Origin of the sequence: Mycolicibacter kumamotonensis (genome assembly GCF_002086285.1) — a bacterium.
Lineage (GTDB): Bacteria > Actinomycetota > Actinomycetes > Mycobacteriales > Mycobacteriaceae > Mycobacterium > Mycobacterium kumamotonense.
In genome coordinates this window covers 101,508-117,517 of record NZ_MVHU01000012.1, presented here as the reverse complement: position 1 = coordinate 117,517, position 16,010 = coordinate 101,508, and the positions used below count along the sequence as shown (strand labels likewise).

The window sequence follows — 16,010 nt, the reverse complement described above, 5'->3', positions numbered from 1 at the left end:
TGCCCGCCGGCGGCCAGCGCGCCGAGGGCGTCGGCGCGGCGTTGGGCGATGGTGCGCGGATCGTCGTCGCACACGCTATGCGCCATCGCCATCAGCCGCCGATCGAGTGCTTCGGCGTCGTGGGCGTGCAGCCGGCCCCACACCGGGGTGGTGGCATGGTCGGTGTTGCGTTTGTCGACCACCAGGTCGCGGGAGCGGGCATTTTGCCGGCTGCGGCGCAGGGCCTGCGGGTCGTGGGCCTCGACGACCGCGTCGATGGCCTGCCCGGTCTTGAACGCCGACAGCGGCCCGTAGTGCAGGGCGTCGGCGGCTAGGGCGGTATCGACCGCGGCAAGCGCCCGACGGTCTTCGATCAAGGTGGTGTGCCAGGAGATGGTGGACACCAGAGCGGCGTTGAGCTGTCCGGCGGCGAACAGGGCGGCCACCTTGGGGAGACGTTCGCGCAGCGCCGAAGCCAAATACATCTGCCCGGATGCCTTCCCGTGGCTGACATCGCAAGCCGCACCGACTTCGGAGGCCACCGCGTCCCAGCCGTCGCAAGCCCATTTCGAATGCGCTGGGTCGTCGTAGAGTTTGCGGCCCATCAGCTCGGCGATCGCCGCCAGGCGGCGGGAAGCCGCGACGGACTCCGCTTGGGCCCACCCCCCGATCGCTGCCACCAGCGCGGCCTCGTCGAGCTCAGCGAGGGCGTCGGGGTCGGGCAGGTCGATCTGTTCGAACATATGTGCGATTGTACACCTCTCTACTGACTCAACTTTCTGGCAGGGTCGCTAGTTTTGGATACGGCGACGCGGGGGTGCGCCCTGATGCGACACGACGGCGAGCTGCCGGTGATTACCGGGCGCGGTCAGGAACAGCTGACTGACAGTCCGTGTGTCATGCCGCGGTCGAGCTCGCTCCGGATGGCGCTGCCATCAGGCCTGCGGAACCATGCTGCGCAGGCTGCTGGTGACGAATTTCCGCAGTGCCGTGTCGCGTTCGCCGTCAGATTCACCCACCGTGGTGAGCAGGGCGTAGACACCGAGCAGGAAGAACGCCGCACTGTGGTAGGAGTCCACGTCGTCGTAGAGTTCGCCCCGAACGCGTGCGCGCTCGATCTCGGCGGCCAGCAGCACGAAGGTCGGGTGATTGGCCCACTGCTCCGGTTCGGGCCGGTTTGGTGAAAAGTAAAGGCTGAGGACATCGCGGAACAGGGCTGAGCCCCAGCGATTTTCGAGGGCCAGGACCAGCTCCACGATCTCCTTCAACACCGCGGCCAGCTGACGGCGCGTGTCGAGGAATCGGCTGAGTTCTTCGGCAAGGCGCATTTCGTCTCGTCGGATCAGCTCGAGGAGCACATGCTCCTTGGTGGGGAAGTGGAAGTAGAAGGTGCTGCGCGCCACCCCCGCCGCTGTGGCGATGGCGTTGATGTCTGCGGCGTTGGTGCCGGCCCGCTGAAACTCCACGATCGCGGCATCGAGGAGGCGGGCGCGTGTTCTGCGACGCTGGGCCTCACGCTGGGTCGCACTGACTGGCACGCGCTCATTGTGCCGCAGCCGAACTACTCACTGACCGACGTCACCCAAAAAACACTAAATGGGTCCTCAGTACCCATATTCGAGCGAGCGGGCGCGTTTTTTCGTTGTCATTTGTCAGTGACTGTGTTAGACCTAGCAACCGAGCGGGTGGTGGCAGACCAGGCAGGGGCGGGCGATGACGGCAGCTACGGCGACGACTGAGGCGATGAACACCAGGGGTCAACGCATTCTGTTGTGGACGGTGCCGCCCGCAGCGGCACTGTTCGCGCTGGCCTACCTGTTGTTCCCGGTCTTCTCCCCGCCGCTGTCGCCGACGCTGACGCCCGAGCAGGTCGCGGCCTTCTTCGCCGAGAACGTCACCGGCGTTTTGGGCGTCACGATCCTGTGCAATCTCATTGCGTGCTCGCTGGTTCCGCTCTTCGCGGTGACCGCGGTGCAGATCTCCCGGACCGCGACGTCGAGCAGCGTGTTCACCTACGCCTATCTGCTCTGCGTCGGGGTGGGGCTGACGGCGTTCATCCTCGCCGACTACTGCTGGGCGATGGCCGCCTTCCGGCCCGAACGCGACCCGCAACTGATCAGCCTGCTCAACGACATGGCGTGGTTCTTCTTCATCGCACCCGTCGGCACCATCATCGTGCAGAATCTCTGCCTGGCCGTCAGCATCTACCTGGACGCCCGGCCCGATCCGGTCTTTCCCCGCTGGGTAGCGCACTTCAACATCGCGGTAGCCGCGCTGCTGGTTCCGAGCGCGTTCTCGCTGCTATACAAGACCGGGCCCCTCGCCTGGGACGGGGCGCTGTCGTTCACCCTGCGGCTCAGTGTTTTCGCCGTCTATCTCGTGGTCATGTTCGCGGTTCTCCGCGACGTCGTGGATCGCCAGGGCGACGAGCGCGAGGCGCTGGCATGACCAAGGCCGCGAAACGGGATCAGTGGATCGCGTTCTGGTCGGTCCCGGTCTTTTTCACCCTGTTTGGGCTGGTCTTCGTCCCGTTGAGCTGGATGATGCCGCCCCGCTCGCCGAGCGCCTCGCAGCCCCAGATCCTCGACTTCATGCAGTCGCACAATCTGCTGATCGCCTGCACCGTGCTGACACTGGCGTTCGGCCTGGCGCCGGTGTCGAACGCGTGCTACCTCATCCAGATCAAGCGGATGTCGGTCAGCCCCGTCTTCCGGTACACCGTCATGATGGGCGCGATGACCGGCACCATCGTCGGCATGCTGTTCGGCATGTTCTGCTTCGGGCTCGGCGCATTCCGGCCCGGCTACGATCCGGCGATCCTGGCGATGCTCTACGACTTCGGCTATCTGGCGTTCATCGGCTCGCTGGGATGCTTCTGCATCATGTGGATGGCCTTCGGGCTGGCGATCATTCTCGACGAGAACAACATCTTGCCGAAATGGCTGGGCTACTACACCGTCTGGCAATACGTGACAGAGCTGATGGCCGCGCCGGTGTGGATCGCCAAGTCGGGGCCCTTCGCCTGGAACGGTCTGATGACGTTCTGGCTCGCCATGACGCTCTACGTGTCCTGGCAGTTCATCGTCTACGCGTGCATCTACCGGTCGATCAAGAACCAGCCTAAGGCCGAACTCGAAAATGCTTGGCTTGCCGACGAACCCGCTGCTGTTACCGGGTCTCATCAGAGAGCCGCCACATGACCAAGGTCGCAGCGGAGCCCAGCATCGGTGCCGACGCGACCCTGGACCGCCGGGCGCGCGGCCACCTGCCCGGTGAGGCCAGCATGTGGTTCTTCGTCATCGGCGACCTGCTGATCTTCGGCGCTTACTTCGTGTCCTACATGTACTTCCGCGGTCAAGACCAGGCCGTGTTCCTGGCTGGCCAGGCGAACGTGAACCTCAACATCGGCATCGTCAACACCGTGGTGCTGCTGACCAGTTCGCTGTTCGTCGCGCTGGGCACCTCAGCGGCCCGCGCCGGCAAGGCCGCGGATGCGTACCGGCTGTTCTGCGCCGCCCTGGTCTGCGGTGCCGCCTTCCCGCTCCTCAAGATCTGCGAATACCTCCTGGAGATCATCGCTGGGATGACACCGGGAACGAACCTGTTCTTCATGTACTACTTCGTGATGACGGGAATGCACCTGTGCCACGTGCTGCTCGGATTGGTGATCCTCTGCTTCGTCATCCGCAACCTACGCGGGCCGTCCGAACCGCGAATCTCGTTGGTGGAGACCGGCGCAACCTACTGGCACATGGTCGACATCTTGTGGCTGATCCTGTTCGCACTGCTGTACCTGATGAGGTGATCGCCGATGACCGCCTACCTGCGTAACCCGTTGATCTTGGTGTGGGCCCTGCTGACGCTGGTGACCGTCGCGTCGTGGCAGACCGCGCGGGACGGCGGAGAGGCGCACCACCTCAACGCGACCGTCACCGTCGTCGTCCTGTCGATCGCCGCGGTCAAGTCGCAGCTGGTGATATGGCACTTCATGGAGGTCCGGCGGGCTCCGAGGTGGCTCCAGGTGACGACGAACGGCTGGCTGCTGGCGCTGTTCGGGCTGCTGTTCGGCTGCTATTTCGCCGTCGGATAGCCTCGCCGAACCAGCGGTGCGGCCAGACCGGCTGCACCCACCACCAGCATCGCCAGCCAGATCAGATGCGCCGCCAGCACGGCTCGGCGCGGGCCTGCGGGAGCCTTGGGCGCGCGGCTGCCGACCCGGTAGACGGTGAAGTCGGAATCACGGTAAGCGATCGGCAGCCGTATCAGAGTCTTTGCCGCAGCGCCCATGTCGCCGTCGGTGCCGGATTCGGTGACCACCCAGCCCACTCCGTACACGCCCAGGACGGCCGGTTCGGCGCCCGACATCAGCGCCTGCTGCACCGCCCGGGCGTGGCTGCCCTCACCGGGTACGGTCTGCCCGCCGACACTCAGATCGCCGGTGGCCAGTACCTCCGCGCGCACCCAACGGCCCAACGGGTCGAGCACCGGCGCCGGGCCGGCCCAGGAGAAGTGCCGCATCGTGTCGGCCGGCAGCACGGCCACCGGCCGCGGATCGGCGTTGATCTTGGCCGCCACCGCCGCCCAGCCCGGCGGGTAGTGCACCGGTTGAACCCGCCCGGCGACGCCCCAGACCAGGTCGGGAAGCGCGACGATCAGTGCGAGACAGCACACCAGCGCCGCCCGAGGCGCCGGCAGCCGGTCCCGCAGACCCGTCACCGCGCCGGCGCCGGCCAGCGCGTACCCGGGCATCGCCAGCGCCACCCACTTCTGACCGTCGCGCACCACCCCGACGCCGGGCACGACATCGACCGCCCAGCGCAGTAGGGCCAGCCCCGGACCGGTAGCCAGCAGCGTCAACATCAGCACCGTGGCGGCGGCCAGCACCAGCATCGGCCGTGCGGCGGGGAGGTCTCGGACCGCCGGCAGCCCCAGCGCCACCACACCGAGCAGCACCCCCGTCGCCAGCAGCGCGAAAACCGTTGTCCGCGAGCCCGGTACCGCGTCGGCGTTCCAGATCCCGCCGAGCCCGGCGAGGCTGCCTAACATGCCCAGCCCCGGTTCGGCACGGGCCGCGAACGCCGCTACCCCGGCCGACTCGCCGCGGGCAGATCCCGAACCCACCGCCAGGGCCATCAGCCAGGGCAGCGCGGCGGTGGCCGCGATCGCCACCGCACTGGTCGCGCACCACCACCTCGGCGGCCCCGAGCCCGGCGCCGCGACGCACACCAGCGCCACCACCGCCGCCAGCAGCAGTCCGGTCGGGGTCAGCCCCGCCAGCGCCACGAAGAACACCAGCCCGAACAGCCCGGCGCTACCGGATCTCAGCTTCAGCATCGCCACCGCAACCCACGGCAGGCACCCGTAGCCGACCAGTAGGCTCCAATGTCCCTGCAACAAGCGTTCGGCCACATAGGGATTCCAGATCGCGATGGTGACCGCCACCAGCCGGGCGGGCATCCCGGAATCGGTGAGCACCGTGGCCACCAGCCGCGCCGCCCCGCAGCCGGCCAGCCACACCCCCGCGAACAGCAGCGCTTTGACCACGATGCCGCCGTCGACCAGTCGCGAGGCCAGCGCCACCGCGACATCCTGCGGTACCGCTCGCGGTGCCGCCTCAGACAGACCGAGGGCGGTCGACGTCAGATACGACCGCGGTGTCGACACCGCATCGCGCAACAAGAGGTAGCCCGGCCGCAGCAGCGGCGCCAGAATGAGCAGCGTCAGCCCCAGTGCATAGCATGGCGCGATCCAGCGCCCGGCCCGCACCACCGCGGGATTAGGGGTGATCGGGTGCGGGATCCGGATTTCCGCGGTCCGGTGGCCCGCCGGGTTCCGGTGGCGGCGCCGGGTGGTCCAGCGCGGGACGCTGCGTCGGCAGCTTCTCCGTCTCGGCCTCGGCTCCTGACGCGTGCTCGGTCGCCGGCGACCTGGGCGCGAAGCCGCCGAAGAACCCACCGTCGGAGCCGCCGCCCGGCCGCCCCAGGGCGGCTTCGGCGGGCAGGCTGAACCAGCCGACCAGGACGCCGCCGATCAGACAGATCAGCCCCGCAGCGGTGAAGGTGATCGGCAGGACCCGCGACCACAGCGCGACCCGGTCCCGCTCGTTGCGGGCGGCGTCGACCTGCGCCTCGATGGTCTCTTCGGAGCTGGTGACCGTGTAGTCGGCCAGTGCCACCTCCGGCTTCAGCGGGTCGCGGGCGTAGTAGTGGTTGGCGTGCACCTTGGTCTTGACGATGGTGCCGGAGACCGGATCCACCCACATCGTCTTCTGCGCGGCGTAGTACCGCGTCATGGTGATGTCCTCGTCGGGGTCGCCGCCCTCGATGTTCCACATCCGGGCGGGAGCGGTGATCTCCCCGTCCTCGTCGTGGCCGTAGAGCGACGGGTAGCGCACCGGCTCGGACAGGCTGCCGTCCGGGTCGTAGCCGACGTTCTGCACGAACCGGTAGGTGGTCAGGCCGTTGACGTCGTCCTCGCCCTCGTAGTTGGCCTCGTAGGCCTTCTGCGCGATCGGATCGAAGTACTGGTAGGACTGCTTCTGGGTGTCGAAGGGGAACCGGTAGGACAGTCCCTCGTGCGGCAGCGCGATGTTGGTGGGTGGGCTGTCGTCGTCGTAATTGCGCGGCCGCTGCACCGAGCCGCCGGGGTGGGTGTCATCCGAAACCGCTTCTGCGGACGTGCGATTCAACGTCACGGTGTCGACTATGGCCAGCAGCAGGCCGGTGTCTTTCTGCCGGTCCGCACGCCGCAGCGACGAGCCGGCCTGCAGGGTCACCACGTCGGCGTTGGCCGGGGCCTCCACCCCGATCTGTTGCTGGGCCACCAGCGGCACGTCCTGATCGACGACGGCGTGCTCACTGCCGAGGGACTCCGGGTCCAGTGCGGCGCCGGTGCCGTTGCTGATCAGGGTGACGTCGAGGTCGAGCGGAATCTTGGCGATCTTGCCCGCGGTGTAGGTGGACAGCAACAGAGCCGCGATCAGCAGGGCGGCGCCGAGGCCCATGACTGCGCATGCCGCGATACGCATCATGATTGCTCGGTTCACGTCGCCGTATCCTCCCTTGCCAACCCACACCTAAATCTGTCTGACCCTAACAGCAGAAGTTCAAACAGCTACTGTGTGTCCATTGATGCTTTGGACCGCGATCAGATGAACCAGCAGGTTGGTGGCGTGCGCAGCTTCCTGCCCGCCGTCGAGGGGATGCGCGCCTGCGCCGCCATCGGGGTGGTCATCACGCACGTCGCCTTTCAGACCGGGCACTCCTCGGGGATCACCGGCCGGCTGTGGGGCCGTTTCGACATGGCGGTGGCGGTGTTCTTCGCCTTGAGCGGGTTCCTGCTGTGGCGTGGACACGCCGCGGCCGCGCGCGGGCTGCGCCCGGCGCCGCCCACCGGGCACTACCTGCGGTCGCGCGTCGTGCGGATCATGCCGGCCTACCTGGTGTCGGTGGTGGTGATCCTGGCCCTGCTGCCCGACGCCGCGGGCGCCAGCCTGACGGTGTGGCTGGCCAACCTGACGATGACCCAGATCTACGTGCCGCTCACCCTGACACCGGGGCTGACCCAGATGTGGAGCCTGGCGGTGGAGGTCAGCTTCTACATCGCCCTGCCACTCCTGGCGCTGGGGGCGAAGCGACTGCCGGTGCGCGCCCGGGTGCCGGTGATCGCCGCGGTGTCGCTGCTCAGCCTCGGCTGGGGATTTCTGCCGATCCACACCCCCTACGGGGTGAACCCGCTGAACTGGGCGCCGGCCTACGGCTGCTGGTTCGGGGCGGGCATGCTGCTGGCCGAGTGGGCGTTCAGCCCGGTCACCCGGGTGCACCGGTTGGCCCGCCGGCGGCTGCCGATGGTGCTGCTGACCCTGGTGGCGTTCGTGGTGGCGGCCTCGCCGCTGGCCGGCCCGGAGGGATTGACCTCGGCCACCGTTGGCCAGTTCATCGTGCGGACCGCGATGGGCGGCGTGCTGGCCTGGGCGCTGCTGGCGCCGTTGGTGCTGGACCGGCCCGACACGCCGCACCGATTCCTGGCCAGCGCGCCGATGGTCACGCTGGGCCGCTGGTCTTACGGGATCTTCATCTGGCATCTGGCCGCGCTGGACATGGTGTTCCCGGTGATCGGTCGATTCGCGTTCACCGGGGACATGGCGGTGGTGCTGGTGCTGACCATGGTGTTCACCGTCGCGATCGCCGCGGTCAGCTACGCCCTGGTGGAGCAGCCGTGCCGGGAGATGCTGCGCGGCTGGGAGACCCGCCGCCCGCCGCAGACAGTCGAATCAGTGGCCGCCGAAAAGACGGTGCCCGACGGATCTGAACCGGAGCCCGTCGGCGCGCACTGAGGCGTTCAGGCCGCCTTACCGGACGGCGTGTACTCGGCGACGTCGCTGGTGTACTCCGGCTTGCCGTAGGTCTCCAGTCGCCGCTTGAGTAGCCGAATCACGTAGGCGCGGGTGATCCGGCGCAATCCCGGGGTTCGCGCGGCCCGCTCGACGATCCGCAGGCGGCCCAGCACGAACGGAGTGGTGAGGGCGATCCGCAGGTAGTCGGCCGCCGTGAGCGTGACCCCCATCTTCGCGGCCTCGGCTCGCTTGCCGCCGGTGAACATCCGTACGAAAAAGAGCTTGCTGTAGCTCTTCTCGACCGCGTCGGCGATGCGCTCGCGCAGGGTGTCCTCCTGCCGCAGGTAAGCGGTCATGGTCGAGCGGACCAACTCGCCGCAGGTGGCGTCGTCGAAGTCGTCGCGCAGCAGTGCCGCGCGGGCACTGAGCACCCGGATGATCTCGCTGGGCGTGGTCGGTAGCAGCTCCTCGGGCAGGCCGAGCAGGACGCAGCGGTAACGGGTGAACTCGACGACGGCGCGCTCGCTCGGGGTGAACTCCGTGCGCCCCTGGCGGCGGGCGTCCATCGCGATGACGTAGAGGTCGATCATGCCGGCCGGCATCTGATCGATCTGCGGAATCGGCAGCCCGTAGATGCCGACGTCCCACTTCGGGGAGCGCTTGAGCGCGTTGAAGCGGACCATCGAGTGCATCAGCCGCACCATGGCCGCCGCCTCGAAGCCCGGCCCGTACCGCTCCAGTGCGCCGGGCAGGGTGGTGACGGCGAAGAAACTGGTGGTGTCGTTGACGCGTCCGGCGGCCCGCTTACCCGACAGTGCGCCGGTCAAGGCCATCGGCAGTGCCGCATAGGTGTTGAGGAAGGTCGCGATGAAGGCACCGCGGACCACGAACGGTGCCAACAGCGCCATCGGGATGCGGGAGTGCTCGGCGCCCTCGCGAACCAGATCCATGTCCAGCCAGTCCGGCACGGTCTCCATGTCGGCGATGAAGGCGACCAGCTCGGGCGGTGCGTCGGGCACCGCGTCGATGCCTTTGCGGCAGGCCAGCTTGAGCATGTTGATCAAGGTGCTGACGCTGTACTGGCCCATCAGCGAGGCGTAGGAGTCGGCGACCACATCGCCCAGCCAGGTCGCCGTCGAGATCAGTTCCACGGCGGCGTCGTCGGCCAGCAGCTTGGCTCGGGTGGAGGGTTTGCCGCGCAGCGCCGACACGTCATCGGGATCGGTGGTGGTGCGGTAGGGCTGTGTGTCGAAGTCCAGGTCACCGTAGAGCTCCGGCAGCAGCTCGGCCTGGCGGCGGACCCGCTCATGCAGCTCGGGGTAGTACGTGGGCAGCGTGGGCACAGAGGACCTCCGATTAACTAACATATCGTTAGTTACAAGTAACAGACCGTTAGTTATGCTGTCAAGCGTGATCCCGAGCAGCCGTCGGCGGATGACCGGCGAGGCGCGGCGTGAGCAGATCCTCGATGTCACCCATGCGATCGTCGACGCCGAGGGCTTCCACGCGGCCACACCGAACCGGGTCGCGGTGGCGGCCGGTGTCAACCGGTCGCTGATCTATCAGCAATTCGGCAGTCCCGCCGGGCTTTTCGTCGCGCTCATCGACCGGGAGGCGGGCCGGGCCGCAGCCCAGTTCGCCAATGCGATCACCGGAACCGAGAACCCCGAAGCCGAGGGTTTCCTGGCCCGGGTGTTCGACGGGGTGCTGCGCGCCGCCGACGGCCACGCGCCAACCTGGCGGTTGTTCCTGTTTCCGCCCCAGGGGGCGCCCCCGGAGCTGCACGAGCGCCTCGCCCGCGCCGAGGCCGCCGTCCGCGGCTTCTTGACCCGCGAACTGCTGCGCACGCTTCCGGATCTGCCCGACCCGGACTACACCGCCCGCATCGTGTACGCCGTCGGCCGCGAGCTGCTCCAGCTGCGGCTCAGCGATCCCGAACAGGCGACGCCTGAGCGGCTGCAAGCGCTGCTTCGGGCGCTGGAGCTCAACGCCGGGAGCCGATCCCGGCCGCAGGGAGCGCCTCAGTAGGCCCCGGAGTGCTCGAAGATCTTGCGTGGGTTGTCGACCAGCATGGTGCGCAGCTGGTCGTCGGTGACACCGCGCTGCCGCAGCGCCGGGATCACGTCGTTGTGGATGTGCAGGTAATGCCAGTTGGGCGCCGCCACCGAGCTCAGTTCGCCGGGCAGCGCGTCGAAGTAGCAGTTGGCGTCGTGGGAGAGCACCATCTTGTCGGCGTGGCCGCGCTCGCACAGCTGCGCCACCGTGTTGACCCGGTCCTCGAACGGCAGGATCAGGTCGATGCCGAACCGGTCCATGCCCAGATAGGAGCCCGCCGCGATCAGCTCCTCCAGGTAGCCCAGGTCGGTGCTGTCCCCGGAGTGCCCGATCACCACCCGGGACAGGTCGACGCCCTCTTCGGCGAAGATGCGTTGCTGTTCCAGGCCGCGGCGGGTGCCGGCGTGGGTGTGGGTGGAGATCGGTGCTCCGGTACGCCGGTGGGCCTGCGCGACAGCGCGCAGCACCCGCTCCACCCCGGGCGTGACGCCGGGTTCGTCGGTGGCGCACTTGAGGATTGCGGCCTTGATCCCGGTGTCGGCGATGCCGGACTCGATGTCGCGGACGAACATGTCGGCCATGATCTCCGGGCCGTCCAGCATGGTCCCGGGACCCCGGTAGTGGAAATAGAACGGCACGTCGTTGTAGGTGTAGACGCCGGTGGCCACCACGATGTTCAATTCGGTGCCCGCGGCGACGCGGGCGATGCGCGGGATGTAGCGGCCCAGCCCGATCACGGTCAGATCGACGATGGTGTCGACCCCGACCGCCTTCAAAGCGTCCAGCCGGGTGATCGCGTCGGCCACCCGGGCGTCCTCGTCGCCCCAGGCTTCGGGGTAGTTCTGGGCGATCTCGGTGGTCATGATGAACACGTGTTCGTGCATCAGGGTGGCGCCGAGGTCGGAGGTGTCGATCGGTCCGCGAGCGGTATGGAGTTGCGACATGGCTCGATCGTATGGAGATTGACGCGGCAGCCGGCCGGCTTCGCCGAGAATGCTCACGCCTGCTCGAGCAGATTGTCCCGGATCCGGGCGTAGGCCTGGCTGAACAGTTCCACCTCGCGCGGACTCAGTGAGTCGAACAGTCCGGCCCGCACCGCTGCGACATGGCCGGGCGCGGCCTCCCGCAACTTCGCCATGCCCGACTCGGTGAGTTCGGCGAACTGGCCGCGCCGGTCTTCCTCGCATTTGACCTGTCGCACCCAGCCGGCGTCGATCATTCGTTTGACCGCTCGGGTGACTCCGCTGCGGGTCGTTACGGTGATGTCGGCCAACTCGTTCATCCGCAACCGGCGCTGCGGTGCATCGGACAACAGCGCCAGGATCTCGAAGTCAGACAGGCTGATGTTCGCGTCGGCGGTCAGTTGCCCCTCCAGGCTGCGCAGCAGCAAGCGCATGCTGTCGAGGTAGCCCCGCCACATCTGCTGTTCCTCGTCGCTGAGCCACCGCGTCTCCATGCCCTCAATATAGTTGACTCGATCACAATCTGCCACCTCGATCTGCAGATATGCCAATAGATATTACGAGGAATGGATCTCTAACTAGTTGCGTTTGCAACTATCAGCTAGAGTAGCGAACAACGAACCGAGGAGGGCCCGGCGTGATGAGCACCGGTATGCAGTTCGGCATCTTCACCGTCGGCGATGTCACCGTCGACCCGACCACCGGCCGCAAGCCGACCGAGGCCGAGCGCATCAAGGCGACCGTGGCGATCGCCAAGAAGGCCGAAGAAGTGGGCCTGGACGTCTTCGCCACCGGCGAGCACCACAACCCGCCGTTCGTCCCCTCGTCGCCGACCACCCTGTTGGGCTACATCGCGGCGCAGACCGAACGGATCCAACTGACCACCGCCACCACGCTGATCACCACCAACGATCCGGTGAAGCTCGCCGAGGACTACAGCGTGCTGCAGCACCTCGCCGACGGACGGGTGGACCTGATGCTGGGTCGGGGCAACACCGGCCCGGTGTACCCGTGGTTCGGCAAGGACATCAGGGCAGCCTTGGCGCTGACGGTGGAGAACTACCAGTTGCTGCGCCGGTTGTGGCGTGAGGAGGTCGTCGACTTCAGCGGCGAATACCGCACTCCGTTGCACGGGTTCACCCTGGCGCCGCGTCCGTTGGACGGGGTTGCCCCATTCGTCTGGCACGGCTCGATCCGCAGCCCCGAAATCGCCGAACTGGCGGCGCACTACGGCGACGGCTTCTTCGCCAACCACATCTTCTGGCCGGCGTCGCACACCAAGCGGATGGTGCAGCTCTACCGCCAGCGCTTCGAGCACTACGGCCACGGTGGTGCCGACCAGGCGATCGTGGGCCTGGGCGGGCAGGTGTTCATCAGGCTCAACAGTCAAGACGCGGTCAACGAGTTCCGGCCGTATTTCGACAACGCCCCGGTCTACGGGCACGGCCCGAGCCTGGAGGAGTTCAGCGCCCAGACCCCGCTGACGGTCGGCTCGCCGCAGCAGGTGATCGACAAGACCCTGGGCTTCCGGGATTACGTCGGCGACTACCAGCGCCAGCTGTTCCTGGTCGACCACGCGGGTCTGCCGTTGAAGACGGTGCTGGAACAGCTCGACCTGCTGGGTGAGCGCGTCATCCCGGTGCTGCGCAAGGAGTTCGCCATCGGACGCCCCGCGCATGTTCCCGGCGCGCCGACGCACGAGTCCCTGGTCGAGGCTGCGCGGCAATCCGAGATTCAGGAGGCGTCATGAAGCTGATCGTGGTCAGTGGCGGCCTGCGTGAGCCGTCGTCCACCCGGCTGTTGGCCGACCGGCTCGGCGCGGCGGTCCACGCTCAACTCGACCGGGCCGGTATCGACGTCGACATGGAGGTCATCGAGTTGCGCCCTCTGGCCCGGGCGATCACCGACGCCATGGTCACCGGGTTCGCCTCACCGGAGCTGGAGCAGGCGTTCGACGACGTCGCCGGCTGTGACGGATTGATCGCGGTGACGCCGACGTTCAATGCGACCTTCAGCGGGTTGTTCAAGTCGTTCTTCGATGTGCTGCCCGAGCAGGCGCTGGCCGGCGCGCCGGTGCTGATCGCGGCGACCGGCGGGACCGAGCGGCACTCGCTGGTGCTCGACCACGCCCTGCGTCCGATGTTCGCCTATCTGCACGCGCTGGTCTCGCCGACCGGCGTGTACGCCGCCACCGCGGACTTCGGCGCGCCGCGGACCTCGGAGCGGATCACCAAGGCGGCCAACGACTTCAGCCGGCTTTTACCCCTGTGCGGACCCGGTCGTGGCGACCCGATCAGCGCAGAACTCGATGAGATGAACCGCCTGCTTGCAGGCGCCTAACAGAAGGAGAAGTGAAATGACGAAGTTGGCGGTTATCTACTACTCGGCCACCGGGCACGGCACCGCGATGGCGCAACGGGTGGCCCGGGCCGGTGAGGCCGCGGGCGCCGAGGTGCGCCTGCGTCACATCGAGGAGACGCGGGACCCGGCCACTTTCGCTCAGAACCCGGCGTGGACCGCCAACTACGAAGCGACCAAGGACCTGCCGGCGGCCACCGGTGACGACATCGTCTGGGCCGACGCCGTCATCTTCGGGTCGCCCACCCGATTCGGTTCTCCCTCAGCACAATTCCGTGCCTACATCGACGGGCTGGGCGGGCTGTGGGCCAACGGTGAACTCGCCGACAAGGTCTATGCCGGCTTCACCTCCAGCCAGACGGTCCACGGTGGGCAGGAGTCCACGCTGCTGAATCTCTATATCTCCCTGATGCACTTCGGCGGGATTCTGGTGCCGCCGGGCTACACCGACCCGATCAAGTTCGCCGACGGCAACCCCTACGGCGTCGGGCACGTCACCGGCCCGGACAACCAGAACGAGCCGAACGAGGCCACGCTGGCGGCACTTGATCACCTGGCGACCCGGGTGGTGGGGGTCGCCGCCAAGCTCGCCGGGTAACGACCGGCGGCGGCCGGGTCGGGCGTCGCCGGGTATTGCAACGTGACCGGACTCACACTAAAATGACCACTGGTCATTCCAGTGAGGTGGTGCGATGCCGACGGTGACGTGGGGACGTGTCGATCCGGTGCGCCGGGCCGCCGTCCTGGAGGCCGCCGAGGCGGAATTCAGCGCCCGCGGCTTTTCGCACGGCAGCCTCAACGTCATCGCCCGGCGCGCCAAGGTCGCCAAGGGCAGCCTGTTCCAGTACTTCGCCGACAAGGCCGACCTGTATGCGTTCGTGGCCGACACCGCCGGCCAGCGGGTGCGGTCCTACATGGAGCGACAGATCGTCGAACTCGACTCCAGCCGGTCGTTTTTCGAGTTCCTCACCGACTTGCTCGACGTCTGGGTCGCCTACTTCGCCGACCATCCGCGAGACCGCGCCCTGCATGCGGCGGCCAGCCTGGAAGTCGACTCCGACGCCCGGATCAGCGTGCGGACCGTCATCCACCGTCACTATCTGGACGTGCTGCGCCCGCTGGTTCGTGACGCCCGCGACCGCGGTGACCTGCGCGCCGACGCCGACACCGAGGCGCTGCTGTCGCTGCTGCTGCTGATCTTTCCGCATCTGGCGCTGGCCCCCTACCTGCGCGGCATCGATCCCATCCTCGGACTCGATGAGCCCACCCCGGAACAACCGGCCCTGGCGGTGCGCCGGCTGGTCGCCGTGCTGGCCACGGCATTCGGCGGCGAGACGACTCGCCATCGGCATCCATCGGAGGAGGCAGTTCCATGACCCGTACCCACTTCGACTCCTTGGCCGCAGGCGGACTGAACTGGGATAGTTTGCCGCTCAAGCTCTTCGCCGGTGGTAACGCGAAGTTCTGGAATCCCGCCGACATCGACTTCTCCCGTGACCGGGCGGACTGGGAGGCGCTGACCGACCGGGAACGCGACTACGCCACCCGGCTGTGCGCACAGTTCATCGCCGGTGAGGAGTCGGTGACCCAGGACATTCAGCCGTTCATGGCGGCGATGCGTGCCGAGGGCCGGCTCGGTGACGAGATGTATTTGACCCAGTTCGCTTTCGAGGAGGCCAAGCACACCCAGGTGTTCCGGATGTGGCTCGATGCCGTCGGCATCACCGAGGAGCTGGACAGCTTCCTCGAGCCGCTGCCGACCTATCGGCGGATATTCAACGAGGAGCTGCCGGAATCGCTCGGCACCTTATCGGCCGATCCGTCACCGGCTGCGCAGGTCCGGGCGGCGGTGACCTACAACCACTTCGTCGAGGGCACGTTGGCGCTGACCGGCTACTACGCCTGGCACAAGATCTGCGTGCAGCGCGGCATCCTGCCCGGCATGCAGGCACTGGTCGGGCACATCGCCGACGACGAGCGACGCCACATGGCCTGGGGCACCTTCACCTGCCGGCGTCACGTCGCCGCGGACGACGCCAACTGGGCGGTGTTCGAAGGCCGGATGAACGAACTCATGCCGCTACTGGGCAGCTACACCGCCGAGGGAGACGCGATCTACGGTGGCGACACCCCATTCGGCCTGTCCCCCGACGTGGTGTTCAACTACGCCATGGACAAGGGGATGCGGCGGTTCGGCACGATCAGCAGCGCCCGCGGCCGGCCGGTCAGCGAGATCGACGTGGACTACAGCCCGGTGCAACTGGAGGACACGTTCGCCGACGAGGACAGCAAGCTGCTGGCCACCGCCTCGGCCTGAACCC

18 protein-coding genes are annotated in these 16,010 nt (G+C 67.5%); 11 read left to right on the top strand and 7 right to left on the bottom strand.

Translation table 11 applies throughout. The annotated features are described in order from the left end of the window. Together BST28_RS10565 and BST28_RS10560 are read right to left on the bottom strand one after the other, a co-directional pair. A partial coding sequence (locus BST28_RS10565) for a DUF222 domain-containing protein (protein ID WP_133054292.1) occupies positions 1 to 722 on the bottom strand: 722 nt, incomplete at its 3' end. 192 nt (positions 723 to 914) lie between these two features. Further along, positions 915 to 1,535, bottom strand: coding sequence for a TetR/AcrR family transcriptional regulator (locus BST28_RS10560; protein ID WP_065287956.1), 621 nt, complete (start codon positions 1,533 to 1,535; stop codon positions 915 to 917). Positions 1,536 to 1,692: 157 nt separating this feature from the next. Here BST28_RS10560 and BST28_RS10555 point away from each other — a divergent pair, with 157 nt between their 5' ends. From BST28_RS10555 to BST28_RS10540, 4 genes are read left to right on the top strand one after another with little or no spacing between them, the layout of a single operon-like run. Then, positions 1,693 to 2,427: a hypothetical protein gene (locus tag BST28_RS10555; RefSeq protein WP_065287955.1), complete on the top strand. Its 735-nt coding sequence runs from the start codon at positions 1,693 to 1,695 to the stop codon at positions 2,425 to 2,427. Then, positions 2,424 to 3,179 (top strand): hypothetical protein, encoded by a 756-nt coding sequence (locus tag BST28_RS10550; protein ID WP_083080930.1) that lies wholly within the window; start codon positions 2,424 to 2,426, stop codon positions 3,177 to 3,179. The genes BST28_RS10555 and BST28_RS10550 overlap by 4 nt, the downstream gene beginning before the upstream one ends. Beyond that, positions 3,176 to 3,784, top strand: a complete 609-nt coding sequence (locus BST28_RS10545; protein ID WP_083080927.1) for a cytochrome c oxidase subunit 3 — start codon at positions 3,176 to 3,178, stop codon at positions 3,782 to 3,784. Before BST28_RS10550 ends, BST28_RS10545 begins: the two co-directional genes overlap by 4 nt. A 6-nt stretch (positions 3,785 to 3,790) precedes the next feature. Further along, a complete protein-coding gene (locus BST28_RS10540; RefSeq protein ID WP_065287952.1) occupies positions 3,791 to 4,069 on the top strand; it encodes a cytochrome C oxidase subunit IV family protein in 279 nt (92 codons plus the stop codon). Here the strand turns inward: BST28_RS10540 and BST28_RS10535 are convergent. After that, positions 4,051 to 5,748 (bottom strand): MmpA family trehalose lipid delivery protein, encoded by a 1,698-nt coding sequence (locus tag BST28_RS10535; RefSeq protein ID WP_083080925.1) that lies wholly within the window; start codon positions 5,746 to 5,748, stop codon positions 4,051 to 4,053. The two genes, BST28_RS10540 and BST28_RS10535, sit on opposite strands and share 19 nt — an antisense overlap. Positions 5,749 to 5,755: 7 nt before the next feature. Next, positions 5,756 to 7,024 carry a cell envelope lipid trafficking protein PgfA gene (pgfA, locus tag BST28_RS10530; protein ID WP_165758068.1) on the bottom strand — a complete coding sequence of 423 codons (1,269 nt, stop codon included), beginning with the start codon at positions 7,022 to 7,024 and terminating at the stop codon, positions 5,756 to 5,758. Positions 7,025 to 7,129: 105 nt separating this feature from the next. On the opposite strand from pgfA, the gene BST28_RS10525 reads away from it, so the two are divergent. Continuing rightward, a complete protein-coding gene (locus BST28_RS10525) occupies positions 7,130 to 8,314 on the top strand; it encodes an acyltransferase family protein (RefSeq protein WP_043334794.1) in 1,185 nt (394 codons plus the stop codon). A gap of 5 nt (positions 8,315 to 8,319) precedes the next feature. On the opposite strand, the gene BST28_RS10520 is transcribed toward BST28_RS10525, so the two are convergent. Continuing rightward, on the bottom strand, positions 8,320 to 9,648 hold the full coding sequence (locus BST28_RS10520) for an oxygenase MpaB family protein (protein ID WP_043334798.1): 1,329 nt from the start codon (positions 9,646 to 9,648) through the stop codon (positions 8,320 to 8,322). A 100-nt stretch (positions 9,649 to 9,748) separates the two neighbouring features. Between BST28_RS10520 and BST28_RS10515 the strand changes: the two genes are divergently transcribed. After that, positions 9,749 to 10,342 (top strand): TetR/AcrR family transcriptional regulator, encoded by a 594-nt coding sequence (locus BST28_RS10515; protein ID WP_019735056.1) that lies wholly within the window; start codon positions 9,749 to 9,751, stop codon positions 10,340 to 10,342. Here BST28_RS10515 and BST28_RS10510 read toward each other — a convergent pair. Continuing rightward, a complete protein-coding gene (locus BST28_RS10510; protein WP_019735057.1) occupies positions 10,336 to 11,313 on the bottom strand; it encodes a phosphotriesterase family protein in 978 nt (325 codons plus the stop codon). The genes BST28_RS10515 and BST28_RS10510 overlap by 7 nt on opposite strands. Positions 11,314 to 11,366: 53 nt before the next feature. Then, entirely contained in the window at positions 11,367 to 11,825 is a 459-nt protein-coding gene (locus BST28_RS10505; protein ID WP_019735058.1) for a MarR family winged helix-turn-helix transcriptional regulator, read from the bottom strand. A gap of 158 nt (positions 11,826 to 11,983) precedes the next feature. On the opposite strand from BST28_RS10505, the gene BST28_RS10500 reads away from it, so the two are divergent. From BST28_RS10500 to BST28_RS10480, 5 genes are all read left to right on the top strand, one after another. Further along, complete coding sequence (locus BST28_RS10500) at positions 11,984 to 13,081, top strand: LLM class flavin-dependent oxidoreductase (protein WP_029248780.1); 1,098 nt, start codon at positions 11,984 to 11,986, stop codon at positions 13,079 to 13,081. Then, on the top strand, positions 13,078 to 13,671 hold the full coding sequence (locus tag BST28_RS10495) for a CE1759 family FMN reductase (RefSeq protein WP_019735060.1): 594 nt from the start codon (positions 13,078 to 13,080) through the stop codon (positions 13,669 to 13,671). The genes BST28_RS10500 and BST28_RS10495 overlap by 4 nt, the downstream gene beginning before the upstream one ends. A gap of 16 nt (positions 13,672 to 13,687) precedes the next feature. Further along, positions 13,688 to 14,287: an NAD(P)H:quinone oxidoreductase gene (wrbA, locus tag BST28_RS10490; RefSeq protein ID WP_019735061.1), complete on the top strand. Its 600-nt coding sequence runs from the start codon at positions 13,688 to 13,690 to the stop codon at positions 14,285 to 14,287. Between the two features lie 94 nt (positions 14,288 to 14,381). Then, positions 14,382 to 15,065, top strand: coding sequence for a TetR/AcrR family transcriptional regulator (locus tag BST28_RS10485; protein ID WP_019735062.1), 684 nt, complete (start codon positions 14,382 to 14,384; stop codon positions 15,063 to 15,065). Next, a complete protein-coding gene (locus BST28_RS10480) occupies positions 15,062 to 16,006 on the top strand; it encodes a R2-like ligand-binding oxidase (RefSeq protein ID WP_019735063.1) in 945 nt (314 codons plus the stop codon). The genes BST28_RS10485 and BST28_RS10480 overlap by 4 nt, the downstream gene beginning before the upstream one ends. Positions 16,007 to 16,010: the final 4 nt, after the last annotated feature.